13 protein-coding genes are annotated in these 18,322 nt (G+C 66.9%); 12 read left to right on the forward strand and 1 reads right to left on the reverse strand.

Annotation, left to right across the window (positions count from 1 at the left end; genetic code table 11):
• The first annotated feature begins 5 nt into the window (after window positions 1-5).
• Genes G6N66_RS25045 through G6N66_RS25060 form a run of 4 tightly spaced genes read left to right on the forward strand, consistent with a single transcriptional unit; the run spans window position 6 to window position 4,112 of the window.
• Entirely contained in the window at window positions 6-659 is a 654-nt protein-coding gene (locus tag G6N66_RS25045) for a DUF4129 domain-containing protein (RefSeq protein WP_085232683.1), read from the forward strand.
• A complete protein-coding gene (locus tag G6N66_RS25050; protein ID WP_139825173.1) occupies window positions 641-1,804 on the forward strand; it encodes a DUF4350 domain-containing protein in 1,164 nt (387 codons plus the stop codon). The genes G6N66_RS25045 and G6N66_RS25050 overlap by 19 nt, the downstream gene beginning before the upstream one ends.
• Window positions 1,801-2,790 carry an AAA family ATPase gene (locus G6N66_RS25055; protein WP_085232681.1) on the forward strand — a complete coding sequence of 330 codons (990 nt, stop codon included), beginning with the start codon at window positions 1,801-1,803 and terminating at the stop codon, window positions 2,788-2,790. Before G6N66_RS25050 ends, G6N66_RS25055 begins: the two co-directional genes overlap by 4 nt.
• Window positions 2,790-4,112 (forward strand): DUF58 domain-containing protein, encoded by a 1,323-nt coding sequence (locus G6N66_RS25060; RefSeq protein WP_085232680.1) that lies wholly within the window; start codon window positions 2,790-2,792, stop codon window positions 4,110-4,112. Before G6N66_RS25055 ends, G6N66_RS25060 begins: the two co-directional genes overlap by 1 nt.
• A 14-nt stretch (window positions 4,113-4,126) precedes the next feature.
• Here G6N66_RS25060 and G6N66_RS25065 read toward each other — a convergent pair whose 3' ends face one another.
• Window positions 4,127-5,128, reverse strand: a complete 1,002-nt coding sequence (locus G6N66_RS25065) for a stage II sporulation protein M (protein WP_085232679.1) — start codon at window positions 5,126-5,128, stop codon at window positions 4,127-4,129.
• Window positions 5,129-5,388: 260 nt separating this feature from the next.
• Here G6N66_RS25065 and G6N66_RS25070 point away from each other — a divergent pair, with 260 nt between their 5' ends.
• The 8 genes from G6N66_RS25070 (at window position 5,389) to G6N66_RS25105 (ending at window position 18,308) form a co-directional block, all read left to right on the forward strand.
• Window positions 5,389-6,288, forward strand: coding sequence for an RDD family protein (locus tag G6N66_RS25070; protein WP_085232678.1), 900 nt, complete (start codon window positions 5,389-5,391; stop codon window positions 6,286-6,288).
• Window positions 6,289-6,576: 288 nt separating this feature from the next.
• Window positions 6,577-8,007, forward strand: coding sequence for a PPE family protein (locus G6N66_RS25075; protein WP_085232677.1), 1,431 nt, complete (start codon window positions 6,577-6,579; stop codon window positions 8,005-8,007).
• A complete protein-coding gene (locus tag G6N66_RS25080; RefSeq protein WP_139825172.1) occupies window positions 8,004-8,375 on the forward strand; it encodes an FAD-dependent oxidoreductase in 372 nt (123 codons plus the stop codon). Before G6N66_RS25075 ends, G6N66_RS25080 begins: the two co-directional genes overlap by 4 nt.
• Window positions 8,369-9,052 (forward strand): ABC transporter ATP-binding protein, encoded by a 684-nt coding sequence (locus tag G6N66_RS25085; protein WP_085232676.1) that lies wholly within the window; start codon window positions 8,369-8,371, stop codon window positions 9,050-9,052. The genes G6N66_RS25080 and G6N66_RS25085 overlap by 7 nt, the downstream gene beginning before the upstream one ends.
• Before the next feature lie 56 nt (window positions 9,053-9,108).
• Entirely contained in the window at window positions 9,109-11,574 is a 2,466-nt protein-coding gene (locus G6N66_RS25090) for an ABC transporter permease (RefSeq protein WP_163645919.1), read from the forward strand.
• Window positions 11,575-11,576: 2 nt separating this feature from the next.
• Complete coding sequence (locus G6N66_RS25095) at window positions 11,577-12,653, forward strand: UbiA family prenyltransferase (protein ID WP_085232674.1); 1,077 nt, start codon at window positions 11,577-11,579, stop codon at window positions 12,651-12,653.
• The gene (locus G6N66_RS25100; protein ID WP_085232673.1) at window positions 12,650-13,690 is read left to right on the forward strand and encodes a pyridoxal phosphate-dependent aminotransferase; all 1,041 of its coding nucleotides are present in this window, start codon (window positions 12,650-12,652) and stop codon (window positions 13,688-13,690) included. Before G6N66_RS25095 ends, G6N66_RS25100 begins: the two co-directional genes overlap by 4 nt.
• Window positions 13,683-18,308: a cytochrome P450 gene (locus G6N66_RS25105; RefSeq protein ID WP_085232672.1), complete on the forward strand. Its 4,626-nt coding sequence runs from the start codon at window positions 13,683-13,685 to the stop codon at window positions 18,306-18,308. The genes G6N66_RS25100 and G6N66_RS25105 overlap by 8 nt, the downstream gene beginning before the upstream one ends.
• Window positions 18,309-18,322 lie beyond the last annotated feature (14 nt).

Below are 18,322 nucleotides of genomic sequence, written 5' to 3' on the forward strand. Positions count from 1 at the left end.
TGACCGTGCCTTCCATCGACATCGACCGCGATGCCGCACACCAGGCCGCCCAGAACGAGCTGGACAAGCCGATTTACTCGCGGGGCTCCGCGGCGCAACAACTCGATGAATGGCTCAGCGACAAGTTGTATCGACTGTTGGAGGCGACGTCCAAGATCCCGGGCGGGTGGTTCACGGCCACCGTGCTGCTCGTCCTGGTGGCCGTCGCGGTGGCGGTCGCCATCCACGTCACGCGACGCACCATGCGCACCAAACGCGGTGGCGATTACCAATTGTTCGAAACCACTGCGCTCACCGCGGCGCAACATCGCGCAACCGCTGAAGCCTTTGCAGCGGAAGGGAATTGGGCCGCAGCGATACGACACCGGCTGCGCGCCGTCGCCCGTCAGCTGGAAGAGACCGGCGTGCTCAGTCCCAATCTCGGCCGCACCGCCAACGAGCTGGCCGTCGACGCGGGCGCGGCGTTGCCGCACCTGGCGGGCGAGTTGTCTACGGCGGCAACGGCGTTCAACGATGTCACCTATGGCGAGCGGCCCGGGACACCGGCGGCCTACCAGATGATCGCCGACCTCGATGACCACCTTCGGTCGCGATCACCGGCTAGCGCCCCGGTGACCGGAGACACCGCGGCAGCCGAGTCATGGGCTCAGGTCAGGTGATGGTGACCGGCACGGCAACACCTCCGCAGTCCGTGGCCGCGCCGCGCCGTTGGCGGGCCTGGCGGTGGCCGCTGGTCACACTGCTCGTGGTTGCGGCGATGGCGGCGCTCACCACCTATCTGACCGCACCCCGGCCCGGCCTCCCGATGGATCCCGAGTCCACCGAACCCGACGGCGCCCACGCGTTGGTGACATTGTTGCGCGACAACGGCGTCGACGTCGTCGCGGCCGACCGTATCGCCGACGTCGAAAAGGCTGCGCGCCCCGACACGCTGACCTTGGTGGCCGAAACCGAATACCTGGCCGACACCACGCTGCTCGACCGCCTGGCGAGCGTTCCCGGCGACCTACTGCTGGTGGAGCCGACGGCACGAACCCGCGAGGCACTGGCGCCGGATTTGAGCAAAGCGACCACGAGCGCTCTCAGCAGCGACCCCAATTGCACTCTGCGCGAGGCCGTTCGAGCCGGCTCAGTTCGCTTCGGGCCGAGCGACACCTACGACGTCAAGGGCCGAGTGGCGACGCGGTGCTACGACGGGGCTCTGATTCGCTATCGTGACGGCGGCCGCACCGTCACCGTCGTCGGCAGTAGCGACTTCATGACCAACGACGGCCTGCTGCATGCGGGCAATGCCGCGCTGGCGATGAACCTCGCGGGTGATCGGCCCCGCCTCATCTGGTACGCGCCGCACCACGCCGAGGGCGAGAACCCCACTCCGACATCGATTTACGATTTGATTCCGGAGAGCGTCACCTGGATCACCTGGCAGCTGGTGCTGGTTGTGGCGCTGGTGGCCTGGTGGAAGGGACGGCGGATCGGTCCGCTGGTGGCCGAGGAGTTGCCCGTCGTGGTACGGGCTTCGGAGACGGTCGAGGGCCGCGGCCGGCTCTACCGGTCCCGCCGGGCACGTGACCGCGCCGCCGACGCGCTGCGCGCCGCAACGCTGCGGCGGCTACTGCCCCGGCTGGGCCTGGGAACGGGCGCGCCGCCTCCCGTGGTGGTGACGACTTTGGCTCAACGCAGCGGGGCGGACGCAAACTTCTTGTCCTATAACCTTTTTGGCCCGCCCCCGGCCACCGACAATGACCTACTCCAGCTGGCGCGCGTACTCGACGAAATCGAAAGGCAGGTCACCCGCTCGTGACACATTCAAGTGCTGCCCCTTCCAATCCTGCTGACCCACCAGCCGACTCGGCACGCGAAGCGCTACTGGCCTTGCGCACCGAGCTCGCCAAGGCCGTCGTCGGACAGGACGGCGTCGTCAGCGGCCTGGTGATCGCGCTGCTGTGCCGCGGCCATGTGCTGCTCGAAGGTGTTCCGGGAGTGGCGAAAACACTGTTGGTGCGGGCCATGGCCGCCGCCCTGCAACTGGAGTTCAAACGGGTGCAGTTCACTCCCGACCTGATGCCCGGCGACGTGACCGGCTCGCTGGTCTACGACGCCCGCACCGCGGCATTCGCGTTCCGCCCGGGTCCGGTTTTCACCAACCTGCTACTCGCCGATGAGATTAACCGCACACCACCCAAGACACAGGCCGCGCTGCTCGAAGCGATGGAGGAGCGTCAGGTCAGTGTGGACGGCGAACCCAAGCCGCTGCCCGACCCGTTCATCGTCGCAGCCACCCAGAACCCGATCGAATACGAGGGCACCTACCAATTGCCCGAGGCGCAATTGGACCGGTTCCTGCTCAAGCTGAACGTGACGCTGCCGTCACGCGACTCGGAGATCGCCATCCTGGCCCGGCACGCGCACGGTTTCGATCCGCGTGATCTGTCCGCGGTCAAGCCGGTGGCCGGGCCCGCCGAGTTGGCGGCCGGCCGCGACGCGGTGCGCAAGGTCCTCATCGCCGACGAGGTGCTCGGCTACATCGTCGACATCGTCGGAGCAACCCGCTCCTCGCCCGCGCTGCAGCTAGGGGTGTCGCCGCGTGGGGCCACCGCACTGCTGGGCACCGCGCGCTCCTGGGCGTGGCTCTCCGGACGCAACTACGTCACCCCCGACGACGTCAAGGCGATGGCCCGCCCGACGCTGCGCCACCGGATCATGCTGCGCCCGGAGGCCGAGCTCGAGGGCGCCACTCCCGACGGCGTCCTCGAGGGAATTCTGGCGTCGGCTCCGGTGCCCCGCTAGTGATCCTGACTGGACGCACCGGCTTGGTGGCGTTGCTTTGCGTCGTGCCGATCGCGTTAGCGCCTTGGCCGGAACGGTCTTTCGTCGTTCTGCTGGGTGCGCTGGCGCTTTTGGTGGCCATCGACATCGGGCTGGCGGCCAGTCCCCGCAGGCTGCGCTACACCCGGTCGCCGGACACCTCGGTCCGGCTCGGCCAACAGGTGGACGCCGGACTGCTTGTCCACAACGACGGCCGGCGCCGATTCCGCGGCCAGATCCGCGACGCCTGGCCACCGAGCGCGCGTGCCCAGCCGCGCACCCACACCGTGGGTATCGCGGCCGGGCAACACCAGCACGTCGGCACGGTGCTGCGGCCGGTCCGCCGCGGTGATCAGCGCGCGGCCGCGGTCACCGCCCGATCGATCGGGCCGCTGGGGCTGGCCGGGCGCCAGCGTTCGCAGTCGGTGCCCGGTCAGGTCAGGGTGCTGCCGCCGTTTCTGTCGCGCAAGCACCTGCCGTCGCGGCTGGCGAAGTTGCGTGAGATCGACGGGCTGTTGCCGACGCTGATCCGCGGGCAGGGCACCGAATTCGATTCGCTGCGTGAGTATGTCGTCGGCGACGACGTCCGCTCCATCGACTGGCGCGCCACCGCCCGCCGCGCCGACGTCATGGTCCGCACCTGGCGCCCGGAACGCGACCGGCGGGTCGTCATCGTGCTGGACACCGGCCGGATGGCGGCCGGTCGCGTCGGCGTGGACCCGGTAGCCGCCGATCCCGCGGGGTGGCCGCGGCTGGACTGGTCGATGGACGCCGCCCTGCTGCTGGCCGCGCTCGCGTCGCGGGCCGGCGACCATGTCGATTTCCTCGCCCACGACCGGATCAGCCGGGCCGGGGTGTTCGGCGCATCGCGCACCGAGCTGCTGGCTCAGCTGGTCGGCGCGATGGCCCCGCTGCAACCGACCCTGGTCGAATCCGACTGGCGCGCAATGGTTGCCACCATCCTGCGACGCACCCGACGACGCTCACTGGTGGTGCTGCTGACCGACCTCAACGCGACCGCTCTCGACGAGGGCCTGTTGCCGGTGCTGCCGCGGCTGTCAACCAAACATCACGTGATGATCGCGGCGGTCGCCGACCCGCGCGTGGACCAATTGGCCGCCGCGCGTTCCGATCCCGCCGCGGTGTACGACGCGGCCGCCGCCGAACGAGCCCGCAACGATCGACACGCAATCGCATCGCGCCTGCGGCGCAGCGGGGTCGACGTGGTCGACGCGGCCCCCGCCGAACTCGCGCCCGCGCTCGCCGACCACTACCTGGCGATGAAAGCGACCGGGCGGCTTTAGCTTTCGCGCCGCGCTCAGCGGGTCGGCACGACGTCCGGCGCGTCGTCGATGTCGCCGGTCTCGCCGGCTTTGACCGCGCGGCGACCGAAGTACGCGACGTAGGACAGGAACGCCAGCTCGGCGACGATGCCGATCCCGACCCGAACCGCTGTGGGCAACGGTGACGGCGTCACCAGCGCTTCGATCAGACCGGAGACCAGCAGCACGGCCGCCAGCCCCACCGCAACCGACACCACGCCGCGGCCGTGCTCGGCGAGCACCTGTCCGCGCGGACGATCACCGGGCGAAATCACCGACCAGCCGAGCCGCATCCCCGTCGCCGCGGCGAGGAACACTGCCGTCAGCTCCAACAGCCCGTGCGGGGCGAGCAGTCCCAGCAGAATGTTGCCCTTGCCGGCGTGAAACATCAGGCCGGCGATCAATCCCACGTTGGCGGCGTTTTGGAACAGCACGAAGGGGATCGGCAGCCCCAGCACGACCGAGAACGCGATGCATTTGGCGGCCACCCAGGAGTTGTTCACCCACACCTGCAGGGCGAACGCCAACGCGGGGTGCTCGCTGTAGTACGCCGAGACGTCATGGTTGACCAACTCGTCGATATCGTTTGGTGTTCCGATCGCGGACTGCACCTCCGGATTGCCGGCCACCCAGAACGCGATCACCCCCACAACGGCGAAGAACACCACCGCCGTCGCCAGCCACCACCGCCAGGCGCGGTAGGCAACCACCGGGAAGGACACCGTCCAAAAGCGGGTGAACGCACTGCTCAGCGGGGCATGCGCGCCGGTCACCGCGGCACGAGCGCGGGCGATCAGGCTCGAAAGCCGGCCGATGAGCAGCGAGTCCGATCCGATCGTGCTGGCCGACCGCAGCATCGACAGATGCGTGGACACCCGCTGATAGAGCTCGACCAGTTCGTCGACCTCGGCACCGGTCAGCGACCGGCGTCGCTTGATGAGCTGCTCAAGGCGATCCCAGGTGCCCCGATGAATCAGCACGAACGCGTCGACATCCACCCTGGCAGCGTAGCGACGATCGCGAGCTCGGCGGTGCCGAGTGCAGCGGGTCGGCGCGCAAGGTGACGAGCCGATCGCGAGCTCGGCGGTGCCGAGTGCAGCGGGTCGGCGCGCAAGGTGACGAGCCGATCGCGAGCTCGGCGGTGCCGAGTGCAGCGGGTCGGCGCGCAAGGTGACGAGCCGATCGCGAGCTCGGCGGTGCCGAGTGCAGCGGGTCGGCGCGCAAGGTGGCGGGCCACGAACCTGTACCGTTCGGTGGTATGCCCGAGGTGGTGACCGGTGACGCCGTCGTACTCGATGTGCAGATTGCCCAGTTGCCGGTGCGGGCGGTAAGCGCGCTGATCGACATCATGGTGATAATCGCCGGCTACGTGGTCGGGTTGTTTTTGTGGGCGGCCACCCTGACCCAATTCGACGAGGCATTGACCACGGCGATCCTCATCATCTTCACCATGCTGGTGATGGTCGGATACCCGCTGGTGTTCGAGACCGCCACGCGGGGAAGGTCTTTGGGCAAGCTGGCGATGGGCCTGCGGGTGGTGTCCGACGACGGCGGCCCGGAACGCTTCCGGCAGGCGCTGTTTCGCGCGCTGGCGTCCGTGGTGGAGATCTGGACACTCGCCGGAAGTCCCGCCGTGATATGCAGCATCCTGTCGCCGAAGGCCAAACGGATCGGCGACATCTTCGCCGGCACCGTGGTGATCAGCGAACGCGGCCCGCGGCTGGCGTCACCGCCGATGATGCCGCCGTCGTTGGCCTGGTGGGCGTCGTCGCTGCAACTGTCGGGGCTGGACGCCGGTCAGGCCGAGGTTGCGCGCCAGTTTCTTTCTCGCGCAGCACAACTCGATCCGCGGCTGCGCCAGCAGATGTCGTACCGAATCGCCGGTGACGTGGTGTCGCGGATCGCCCCGCCGCCCCCGCCCGGCGCACCGCCGGAGCTGGTGCTCGCCGCCGTGCTCGCCGAAAGACACCGCCGCGAGCTGGCGCGGCTGCAGGCCGTGTTCCCCGGTCCCCCCGGCCCGTGGCCGCCGACCGGGCCCGCGCCGTGGCCGGGTGCGGCGCCGCCGCAATCGGCGCCGCCGCCGGCGCCTCCCCAGACTGTGCCACGGCCCGAGCAGGGCCCGACGTCATCGACCGGTGGTTTCGCGGCGCCGGAGTGACGTCGTCTTCGCCAGTTAATTTCCGCCGGGTTAGCCACGCTCGGGCATCAGCGCGGCGCTCACTGTGCCCGCAACATCGAGCGCCATCGCGGCCACTAGCCGCCTGAACTGGGGATTCACCAGCTAGCATCGCGCTTCTTCGGCCGATTTGCATATCCGCCGAATTAGGTTAGCCTACTGTAACCAAGGTCAGGCTCACCTAACCCCTCGAAGGAGCCGATCCGTGGCGGACGTCGCAATTCGTCTCCCCGCATCGCCAGTAGTCGTCCGGCGCCAGGCCGGCCGGCCATGATTGCGCCGCTGTGGTTTGCCTCGCCCCCGGAGGTGCATTCGACGCTGCTAACCGCCGGCGCCGGCGCTGGTCCGCTGCTTGCCGCGGCGGAGGCATGGCGGGGCCTGGCCGCCGAATATGCCGAAACTGCGGCCGAACTCGACGCGCTGCTGGCCGCCGTTCAGGCAGCCGCGTGGCAGGGGTCGAGCGCGCAGCGCTTCGTCGCGGCCCATCAGCCCTACCTTTACTGGCTCGGCGAAGCCAGCAAGGTGGCCGCCACGGCCGCGACCGGACACGAAACCGTCGCGGCCGGCTACGCTGCCGCACTCGCCAGCATGCCGACGCCCGGCGAGTTGGTCGCCAACCATGTGCTGCACGGCGTCTTGGTGGCCACCAATTTCTTCGGCATCAACACCATCCCCATCGCGCTCAACGAAGGCGACTACCTGCGCATGTGGATCCAGGCGGCGACCACCATGGCTGCGTATCACGCCGTAGCGGGGGAAAGCATCGCCTCCATCTCAGCGACCTCGCCCGCGCCGCGGATCGTCACCGCCGAAGCCAGCCCGGTCGAAGACTCCGTCTCTGGGGACCCGACCGAGCTGATCATCGAGGCGCTGCAAAATATCCTCACCCGCATCGGCGATCTGGCGGCGCAGTACCTCCCGGGCCCGGTCGGCAGCGCTGTCAGCCAAATGCTGGACTCGGTGGTCGCTTTCATGTCCACCCAGCTGTTCTTGATTCCCTTTTATTCGATAGTCGACCCTGCCATCTACTTCGGCCCGTTCATGCCGTTGCTGCTTCCGTTCCTGGCCCCGATCGGGCTCGTCGGATTGGTCGGCCTTGCCGAGGCTGTAACCCCCGAAGACTTGCCTCCGGCGGTTCAGGGGGCGACTTCGCAGCCCGGCAACCCGATCATGGCGGCGCCTGGGCAGCCCACGCTCGCGGGCACCGGCACCACCGCCGCAGCCCCGTCTGCCGGCGCACCGGCCACGTCCGTGCCGGCGTCGGCACCGCCGGCCAGCGGAAGTGTCGCCCAACTGTTCTACGCGATCGGTGGCGGCCCCGACGGCGAGGGTTTCTCTCCGACGTCGGGCACCACGCGTCGCGCCGCCGTGGCCGCCGGCGCCGTTGCCCCGTCCGCCAAGATGCCGGCGGACAGCCGCCAACTGCGCGCCAAACGGAAGGCAGGGCTGCGCCAGCGCGTCCATAAGTATCAGTTCGCCTACCTCGGTGCCGACATACCTTCGCTTGTGCCCGACGACCCGACGCCGGCCGAAGGCATCTTCGCCTCCGTTTCCGGAGCGGGTCCGCTCGGGTTTGCCGGGACGAGCCCCAAACCCGTTGCTGCGGAGGCGAAAGGACTCACGCGCCTCGGCGGTTCCGAACTCGACGACGCCCCGCGCGAGCCGATGCTGCCCCACACCTGGGACGGCGATAGCGCATGAAAGCTGTTGTGGTCGGCGGGGGAATCGCCGGACTCGCGGTCGCGAGCGGGCTGCAGCGAGTGGGCTGGGCGACGCTGGTGTTGGAGCGCTCTGCCGATCCGCGACCGCCGAGAGCTGGATTGTCCATAATCGGCAATGGCTTTCGAGCCCTCGACGCCCTGGGACTCGGGTCGTCCGTCCGCATGATATGCGCCGACACCCCGCCATACCAGAGGTCGGGGATACGTCGCGCGCCCAACGGACGGTGGCTGGTGCGGCTCGCGGCGGCCGTCGACCGCACCGAGTTTCCGTTGCCCGACCGAATCTTCAACCGTCGCACAACACGCATACAGCAGTGGGAGCTGCCCGTGGAGCAATTGGCATGTTGATCGAGATCACGTCCGTGAGCCGGACCTATCAGCGCGGCGAGGAACTCGTCAAGGCGGTGGACGACGTGACGCTGACCCTTGGCAGCGAGAACCTCGTTGCCATTACGGGAGCGTCCGGCTCGGGTAAAAGCACCTTGCTGCACCTCATCGGCGGCATCGACCGGCCGGATGCGGGTTCGATCAAGGTCGACGGCGAGGAGCTGTCGGACAAAAGCGACGACCAGCAGTCGGAATACCGCCGACGCAAGGTTTCCTTCATCTTCCAATTCTTCAACCTGCTACCCACTTTGACCGCCTGGGAGAACGTCGCCATGCCCAGGGTTCTGGACGGATCGTCGATGAAGGTCGCGCGCAACGACGCGTGCGAACTGCTGGAGCTGGTCGGGCTGGGCAACCGGATCAACCACAAACCCTCCGAATTGTCCGGGGGCCAGATGCAGCGCGTGGCCATCGCGCGTTCGTTGATCATGAAACCCGGCGTCGTGCTGGCCGACGAGCCGACCGGAAACCTGGATTCCGAATCGGGCAGCAGCGTGCTTGAACTGCTCCGCAAGATCGCCGACACCGGCGAATCATCGGTGATCATGGTGACGCACGATCCGGCCATCGCCGCCGAGGCGGATCGGGAAATAGTCATGCGGGACGGCAAGGTCGTCGAAAGCCGGTCGCGGGCTTAAGGAATCGTGGCTTAGAGATGATTGCGTCGGCGGCTGCCCGCTTCAAGATTCTGAATGTGCGTTACGCGCTCGCGCACTGGAAGCGATCGTTGAGCTGCGTGGTGGCGGTGATGATCGGCACCGCCCTGCTGGTGGCGATCGGCGGCATCTACGGGTCGCTGACGAAATCGGTGGCGACGATGTCCGAAGACCTCTACGGCAAAGCCGCGTTCGAGGTCACCGGCGTCGCGGACAGCGGGCTGACCGAATCACTGGTGACCGAGCTGCGCGGAGTCGACGGGGTGGCCGCCGCGGAACCGATCGTGAAAGCCACCATCAACGTACCCCGCTCCGGCACAACACTATTGGGAGTCAGCTCCAACTTGCGGGTCCTGGACAACCGGGTGGGCAACGAGCTCGTCCAGCAGGCCGAGCAGGACAAGTCGCACGGCTCACTGGCCGACGGCGCGGTCGCCGGTCCCGGCCTGGCCACGGCGGCGGGCGGCACCGTCGACCTCAACTCGGTGCCCGTCAAAGTCGTGTTCGTGCCCAAGGGAGATCTCGCCGAAAAATACAACTCCGGCGACTACCTCATCGTGCCGCTACCGATGGCCCAGCAGTTCCTGCACCAGCCCGGCCGAGTGAGCTCCGTGTTCATCGTGGCCAAACCCGGCGCCGATCTGGGGACGTTGAACGCCGCACTGGTGCGGGTGGTGGACCACCGGGCAGTGGTCGCCGAGCCGCAGTTCCGGGTGACCCAGGCCGACAACTCCGTCTCGCTGACCCGGGACACATTGCTTCTGGTCGGTTCGATCGCGCTCGTGGTGGCCATGTTCATCGTCTTCAACACGATGAACATGGCGGTGGTGCAACGCAAGCCGATGATCGCCACACTGCGGGCGCTGGGTGCCCGGCGCGGCCAACTTGCCAGGGACTTGCTGCTCGAGGTCGCGGTGATGGGATTTTTGGGCGGCTGCGCTGGGGCGCCGCTGGGCGCGCTGCTGAGCTACTTCGCGATAAAGCGGCTGCCGCCGTTGATGTTGCAGTCGGTGGATGTCAAACCGCAATTCTTCTTTCCCGGGGGCGCGGTCGTAGTGGTAATAGCGCTGGGCGTCGTCGCCTGCGTGTTGGGTGCCGCCTGGCCCGCGCTTGTCGTGTTCAAGGCGTCGCCCATCTCCGCGATGCGCCCCGCGGAGCTGGAAAGCCTGGGCGCCGACCGTACCAAGCCGAACTGGGCGGGAGTCGTGCTCGGCGCAACGCTGACCGTCGCGGCGTTTCTGAGCGCGATCCGGCTGCACGACGAAATCGCCTTTGCTGGTGGCGTTTTGGTCTTGATTGGCATACTGCTGCTGTGCTGGGCGCTCGGCCCCTTGCTGGTGGCGGCCAGCGGCAAACTCGCGGCGACGATGGGGCCCAGTGGGCAGGTCAGCAGGTCGACGATGACTCAATCCGCCAAACGGACGTGGGCCAACGTGATGATCGTGACGATCGCGGTCGCGCTGGGCAGCGTCACCAACGGTGTGTTGTCGAACGTGGTGGACTCCACCGGTAACTTCTTCGCCCCGCTGGCCAAAGCGGACGTATACGTGTCCACCACGGCGAAAGACGTTGTCCCTGTGGGCCCGATAGTCCCGGTAGGGGTCGACGAGCAGCTGCGACAGATCCCGGGCGTAGCCTCGGTGATTCCGGTGCAGTACGCCTTCGTGAACGTCGGCAACGACCGAGTTCTGGTGGTCGGCGGCGCGTCCGGCACGGTTACGCCCGCGTTCTCCGCGATGAACCCGTCGGTGCGGGCCAAGGTGGCGGTGGGCGACGGTGCCGTGGTGTCTCGCCAGCTTGCGCGCCGCTTGCACCGCGGCGTTGGAGACGAGCTGACGCTGAGCACGCCCTCCGGTGAGCGATCGGTGCACATCCTCGAGGTGGTCGACTATCTCACCTCGGAGCGGGGCATGATCGCGCTCTCCCTGCCGACCATGCAGACGTGGTTCCAGCGCGACGGCGCGACCTACCTGGAGGTCCATGTCGACGCCCCGAAGGATGCGGGCAGGGTGTTGCGTCAGGCCGAGAAGATCGCCGCCGCAAAGGATTTGTTCGCCTACAGCGGGCAGGACGCGGTGGACTCGGGGAAGGCAGCGGTCGCCCAGATGGGGTCGCTGGCGGTATTCGTCCAGTGGATCGTGGCGCTGTTGGCAGCGATGGCCCTGTTCAACGCGTTCATGATCTCGGTGATCGAGCGCAGGCGCGAGATCGGGGTGCTACGCGCCATGGGCGCATCGCGCGCGTACATCGCCAAATCAATCCTGGTCGAGTCGAGCAGTGTCGCGCTGCTGGGCGGCGTTCTGGGGCTGTTGACCAGCCTGGTGGTGCACCGTCTGGGCACCTTGATCATGAGCACGGTGACGGCCATGACGGTGCGGTTTTCGGTGTCGCCCGTCGACTTATTGAGCCTGTTGGTCGCGGTAATCCTGTGCTGGAGTGGCGCATTGCTGCCCGCGTCGCGGGCGGCGAAATCGACAATCGTGGACGCGCTGGAAGTGGAGTAGCTGTGGGGGATTACAAACTGGCGACCGAACCCACCGGGCTCACACGCTTCCTGCGCATGCCGCCTGAGGAGCGGTTGGCATGGGTGCGAAGCTCCGAAGGTATCACCGCACCGGGCACGAGGCGGCTGGCCCGGTTTCTGGCGTTCGCGCGCCCGAGGACATGCATCCCGGGGATGTTGGCCTTTTATTTCGCGACGGTGGTGTGTGGCGGGGTGCCGGTCGCCGACCTGATCGTGGGAATGGTGGTGTCCTACCACATCGCCGCGATCGCGAACTTGTACAACATGTACACCGACATCGAGGAGGACAACGAGAACATCCCCGTACGGGTTCTAGACCTTGGTCTCTACGGCAGGGCCCGCCTGCTTCGTGATACCCATCTGCTGACCGCGGGCGTCTTTTTGCTTTCACTGCTTGTCAATTGGTACTTCGCCGCGCTGACTCTGCTGGCTCTGATCGGATGTCAGCAATACTCTTTCCCGCCGTTTCGGATGAAGGCGAGGCCGCGCGTCGGGATCCTGTACTTCGCCAACGCAGTTGCCTATCCCTACCTCAGCGCGGCACTTGCCGCGCCAGAAAAGCTGCGCGTCTTCGGCAAAGAGGAGTACACCGCCCTCGCGGTCTACTTGTTTTTCTGGTTCTGCGCCAAGGGCCTGATCAAAAACGTGCCGGATTACGACGGGGACCGACGGGCGAATTTGGCGACGTCGGCGACGTTGAGCGCCAGCAGGCGCCACGCGGCGATCATCGCCGCCGTAGCGACCGTGCTCGTTTACGCCGCTGTCACCGTCCCGGTGGCCTTCGGCTTCATCGGGGGAAAGTATTTGATCGCCGTGCTGTGGCTGCCGGTCGCTTCGTTCCAAGCTTGGCGCCTGGTGTACGAGTCTGACCAGAAGTCGTGGAACGACATGCTGCGCGACGACATGTTCGTCTCCGTGGGGTATCTCTCGACGCTCATCCTGATCGAACGCATCTCTTTCATCGCCGTCACGGTGGTATTCGCGGGGTTCGCCGTGATGCTGCTCTGCGACTGGCTGGGGTTGGACACCAGACGGAGAGAAGACTTCGAGTTGCCATGAGAATCGACTTCGACCTCTCCCGAAACGAATTGCATCTCGGTCCACTGCCAGGAGTGCAGAGGGTCCTCGATTCGAGTGCCGCCAGCCTGAACCGCTACCCCGCGGACGCCGGCATCGCGCGGCTGGTGGAGCAGATCAGCGCGTTGCACGACGTGCCGCGCGACCAGGTGGTCGTAGGGGCGGGAAGTGTCGGCGTGCTCGACGCCCTCCTACACGCGCGACCGCAGGTCAACACCTCAACAGCGTTCGGAACGCCCACTTTTGACGAATACGCGGCGCTCGTGACACGCGCCGGCGGCAACTGCGCCGCGGTCCCTAGCACTCCACCCGGGACGCAGGCCCTGGACGCCATCCTCTCGCGCGTCGATGCCTCAACGCGGCAGGTCATCCTTGCCGCGCCGCACAACCCGACAGGCTCCACCGTCAGCGTCGATGAACTCATTCGCTTCCGACGGGCTCTGCCGAAATCGGCACTGCTCGTTGTCGATCAGGCGTACGCGGAGTTCGACATGACCACGACGTCGGACACGCTGTGCCAGATCGTGACTGAGCTGGATGGCGTACTGGTCCTGCGCAGCTTCTCCAAGGCTTACGGACTCGCTGGACTGCGAATCGGCTACGGAGTCTTCAGCAGCGCGGCGCTCGCGGCCAAAGTCCGGATCGCGGTGCCCACCTATTCGGTGAACTCGGTTGCAGTGGCAGCCGCCGGTGAGTCGTTGCGGCATCAACGGGAATTGCGGGAGAGGGTGGCGGGCGTCGTTGAGAGCCGTCGGCGCCTGGAGGCATTTCTGATCCGGCACGGCCTGTTCTGCGGGACCGAGTCTCAGGGGAACTTCGTTTGGCTAGCGACCCGGGAGTCGAATTCGTTGTTCTGGCATCTGCGCAGCGATGGCATCGCCTCACGCGAGTACCCCGGGCTAGGCGTGCGGATCACGATCCAATCGGAGATCTCCGTTGATGCGGTATTAACGTCTCTGAGAACGCTTCTGGCGCAACGTCACGTCCGCGGCCGCGCATTCGCCGACTGCAATGCATAACCGCCACCTGTTCTCCAACGCTCTCGGACGCCGGCGATTCGCGGACGAGCTGGTGGACTATTTGATCAGCCTCGGCGTCGAGTATCTGTTCGGCATGCCCGCGGAGTCGGTGAATTCGTTGGTGCACGCGGCGAGCCGCCGCAGTGAGATCGAGGTCGTCAGCACCCGGCACGAGGCGGCGGCCGCACTCATGGCGGTCGGGTACGCGCGGACCAGCGGCCGATTGGGCGTGTGCTTTGGAACCGCGGGCCCCGGGGCCACCAACCTGTTGACCGGAACCTACGAGGCTTTCGTCGGACGGGTGCCACTACTCGCGATCAGCGGTCAAGTGCCAGTTGCCAGCGTGGGCCGAGACTCGTTCCAGGAAATCGACTCAGCAGCCCTTTTCTCGTCGTGCACCGCCTCCTCCGTCCAAATCAACGCCACCAGCCAATTCGAGCGGTTCGCCCGGTCGTGCACGTTGGCGATGCACGAGGCCACCGCCTGCCACGTCGCGATCCCCGGCGACGTGCTGTACAGCCCCATCGGCGCGCTCGACACGGGGTTCCGCACCCCCGACGTACCGAGTCCGTCGGTGGCAAGTAAAGAAGAGCTGCGCGAGGTCCTGGAGTTCCTGGACGCGGATGACCTGGCCATCGCCGTTTCGGATGACACGTATATCGCTCTGGCTCAAGAGCTTTCCGCCCGGCTTGAATGCTCGGTGCATAGCCTGGCAGATGACAGCCAAATTCACGCCGGCAATGTGTTGCTCGTGGGCCGTTCGAGCCCGCTGATCAAGCAGCGCGTCCACGCGCACGCCAACCTGCTCGAACTCACCGACCGTCGGTTTACGGCCCGCTCGACACCGTATGCCAGGCAGATCATCTGCGACGTGGACGCCACGCTGCGGGCCGCGCTCGGTTCGAATGCCAACGGCGAATTTCGCGACTCCGCTTCAGGACCCTGGCAGTTGTTTTCCGACCTCAACGAGGTCAGCGCCGTTCTGCCGGACAGCATTTCGCTCAACACAGCAGTCGTGTCTAGCCTAGCCGGTATTCAAGGAGCGGCGCTGCCGCTGGGCATCGGCGGGGCACTGGCCGATCGCGCGGCGTCGCGCAACCTCGTCGTCACCGACTATCGCCAGCTCGGCCAATTTGTCGCGGAACTGTCCAGTCTGCCCAGCTCCGTTGACCTCGCCGTGATCTGTGTGGTAGATGATCGCGAAACACTCTCGCGCATAACGCGTCTCGGTCCTTCCATGTCGCTGCGCACCGCTACCGCGGAATCCGTCGAGGACCTCTCCCGCGTGCTTTCAGTCAGCGCCGCGCCACGGTGCCCAGCCCTCATTGGCCTGCTGCACAATGCTTTTGCGCCGCCCGTCCCGCCGCAGCGGCTCGGCGAGCTTTCGCTCGCCGCACACCTCCGCATCAATCTCGCGACTCCGGTCCAGATCAGCGAGTCCTGCGCTTCGGTTCTCCCGTTCCTCGGCGCTACGCAGCGCAGCGTCAACGCCCAAGCCCCCTCGATGAACGCGTCCGCGTTGCGAAAGATGGGAGTCGCGTCGGCGGGCACGGTGGCCGCTACCGGGGCTGCGCTGCTGTTGCAGCTCAACGGGATTTACGACGCGGCACTGGACAACGCCAGGATCCTGGTCGTTACCGTTGAGCCGCAGGCCTGGTCACTCGACGCCTGCCGGTTGCTGGACGGGGTCACCGCCGCGCGCTACGTCGTTGACAACCCAACTACCGCAGCGACAACGGTGCAACGGGCCTGCGCCACCGCCGCCTCGCCAGGGGCTGGCATTGTGCATCTCCAGGTGCTGCCGGGCGCACTCGACGTTGAATGGTATGAGCACGAGCCGGGCCCGGCCGAGACGGTCACACCGCGGCATCCTGCCGCTGCCCCGGACCCGTCCGCGCTCAAACGCGCGGTCGCCGCGCTGCGCGACGCCCGACGGGTCGCGATAGTCGCCGGCAGGGGCGCGGCCGGGTGCTCGAATCAACTCGCCGAACTATCCGGCTTGTTGGGCTGCCGCGTGCACCTGACAATGGGTGGCGATTCGGTGATCTCAAGCCCAATCGTACGATCGCACAGCAGGATTGGCGGATCGGGTGACTTGCGGGCGTTTCACGAGGTCGCCCGTGCCGACGTACTGCTTCTGATCGGCGTGTCCAACAGAGGCTCGGCCTTTGAGTTGAGGGTGTCCGGTCGAACCATCGCGGTGAACCTCGACCCCAACACGATGCTGCGGCTCGGCGAGCACGACATCTGCGTCCTCGGCGATGCCATGGCGGCGCTGGAGTCGATCGTCGCTGCGCTGCGTGTCGACTCGCCGTCGCGCCCACCGGCGCCCCCTCGCCCGTCGTCACGGAGGAAATCATCTATCGCACAACGTGTCTCGAGACGCGCGGAGAACGCGCCGCTGCGCGCGTCGAGTCTCACCCAGGCCCTCGACGAGGAGCTGCGTCGATACGACGGGAGCTGCACCGTCTGCGCGGACGTGGGTGTCAACACGTTGTGGGTCTACCGATACATCACCTCCATGACGCACAGCATTTGGTCAGCATCGTTTGGCACCATGGGTTTTGCGGTTCCGGCCGCCATCACGGTGGCTCGAAATTCCGCGGCGCCGACGCTGGTGGTCGCTGTCGCGGGCGACGGCGGAACGGGGATCACGCTGAGCCAGATTGCATCGTCGGCCGGTCTCACCGCACCCGTGGTCTTCGTCGTCGTGAACAACATGGCGCTCGCCGCGATCAAATACGAAAACGAGATCATGGGCTGGCCGGACCGCGGATCCGCCCTTCCCGATATCGATTTCGCGCAATACGCCGCCTCCGTCGGAGTGCCGTCGCGGCGAGTCGACACCCTGCGTGAATTCCGCGCCACCTTCAAAGAGGCGATCAGCGGGGGCGGCCCATATCTAATCGACGCGCGCTGCGTCCTCAACGATGCCCCGGTCCAAGCCGGGAAGAAAAACTGGCGGCAGGTAATGGGCTTCTTTGTCGCCTGGTCGCAAGAGGGCCGCGCCGGCCTCGACTCATTCGGTGAAGTCCTGCGTGCCGTGGTGCGCGCAAAGCTTGACGAGAAGGGCATTTCGCCCGGCACAAGAGAGGTTGATGACGCGTTGACGGTCCCGCAAAGCAGTTGCCCGGTAACCAAAGCTGACCATCCAAGGCTGGCCTGCGCCCAGCCGTCGCCGCTCGGGGGCCCGCGGTCCACGGGGCGGCGCAGCGTGGTCAGCTCGCTGCGACCGGACCCCCTGTGGCCGACCCGGCTGTCCGTGTCGACGTTGTCCGGCGCCGCGCGCGGCTTTGGTCGTCCGACTCCGCTTCCCCCCGGGCCTAAGGGGCTTCCCGTCGTCGGCTCGTTCTTCCAATTACGCAGGGACCCTTTCGAGTTCATGAAGCGGGGTGCGGCCCGGTACGGCGATATCTTCCGGGCCCCGCTGCCGTTGCTCGACCTCGTCGCGGTGACGCATCCGGATCTGGTGCACGAATTCATGGAGGAGCCGACCGGCCGCTTCAGCCGATACGGCCCGGTGCGGCCGATGTTGTCGATCATCGGCGCGAACAGCATCATGCTGGACGGCCCGAAACTGCGCGAACGCCGGGGGATGTTGACGCCCATGTTCGCCCGCAGGCACCAGACGAACATCGCCGAGGTTGTCTCGAGTGAATTGGCGCGCCGGCTGGACGGATGGGCAGCGTGGGCCGCGACGGGCCGGCCGGTGAACTTGCAGGATGAGATCTTCCAGACGACGCTGTCGGTCTATCTGCGGGCGTTGTTCTCCGTCTCGGTCAGCGATCCCGAGCTCCGTCAACTCGACGCGGACATGCGGGCGATCACCGGTCTGCTGGGTCTGACCACGCTGATGGTGCCGTTCCCCAGACTGAACGTCGCGCCGGCGCTGGCACGCACCTACCGGCTCGTCGGGCGTCTCATCCGAGAGCGCAAAGCTCGCCCGTTGGACGTACCCGACTTTCTCGATACGTTGCTCGAAGCCAGATATCAGGACGGTTCGCCAATGTCCAAGGCGGACTTGGCAGCAGAGATTGTCGGCCTACTCGGCGGCGCCTACGACCCCAGCGCCGCTGCCCTGACGTGGGCCGTCGCGTTGCTGGTGAACCACCCCGACCAGTTGGCAACCCTGCTCGACGAAATCGATGCGCTCGGCGGGGCGCCGCCCGGCTACGACGACCTGCCCAGGCTGGAATGGACCAAGGCGTGCTTCGACGAGGCGCAGCGCATGCAGGGGCACCCGTTTTTCCCGCGATACTGCATGGAAGACACCACCCTCGGGGACTACCGGCTGCCCAAGTACACCCTGCTGGGCGCGTCGATGTCGGTGATCCACCGCGACCCGCGCTGGTGGCCCGAGCCGGATCGGTACGAGCCCGCCCGGTTCCTGGACCGCGAGCAGATTCAGGCACGACCGCGGCTGGCGTTCATGCCCTTCAGCGCCGGGCAGCACTTTTGCATGGGCACCCAAATGGCGTACATGACGGCGCAATTCTTTCTGGCGACGTTGTTTCAGCGGTACCGGCTGAGCGTGCCGCAGGGGTGGCGACCCCAGCCCCACTTCACCTTCTCGGTGACCGTCAAAGGTGGGCTGCCCGTGAGGTTGTCCGAGGTATGACCGGTGCATCCGTC

This window comes from Mycobacterium conspicuum, assembly GCF_010730195.1.
GTDB classification, from domain to species: Bacteria; Actinomycetota; Actinomycetes; order Mycobacteriales; family Mycobacteriaceae; genus Mycobacterium; species Mycobacterium conspicuum.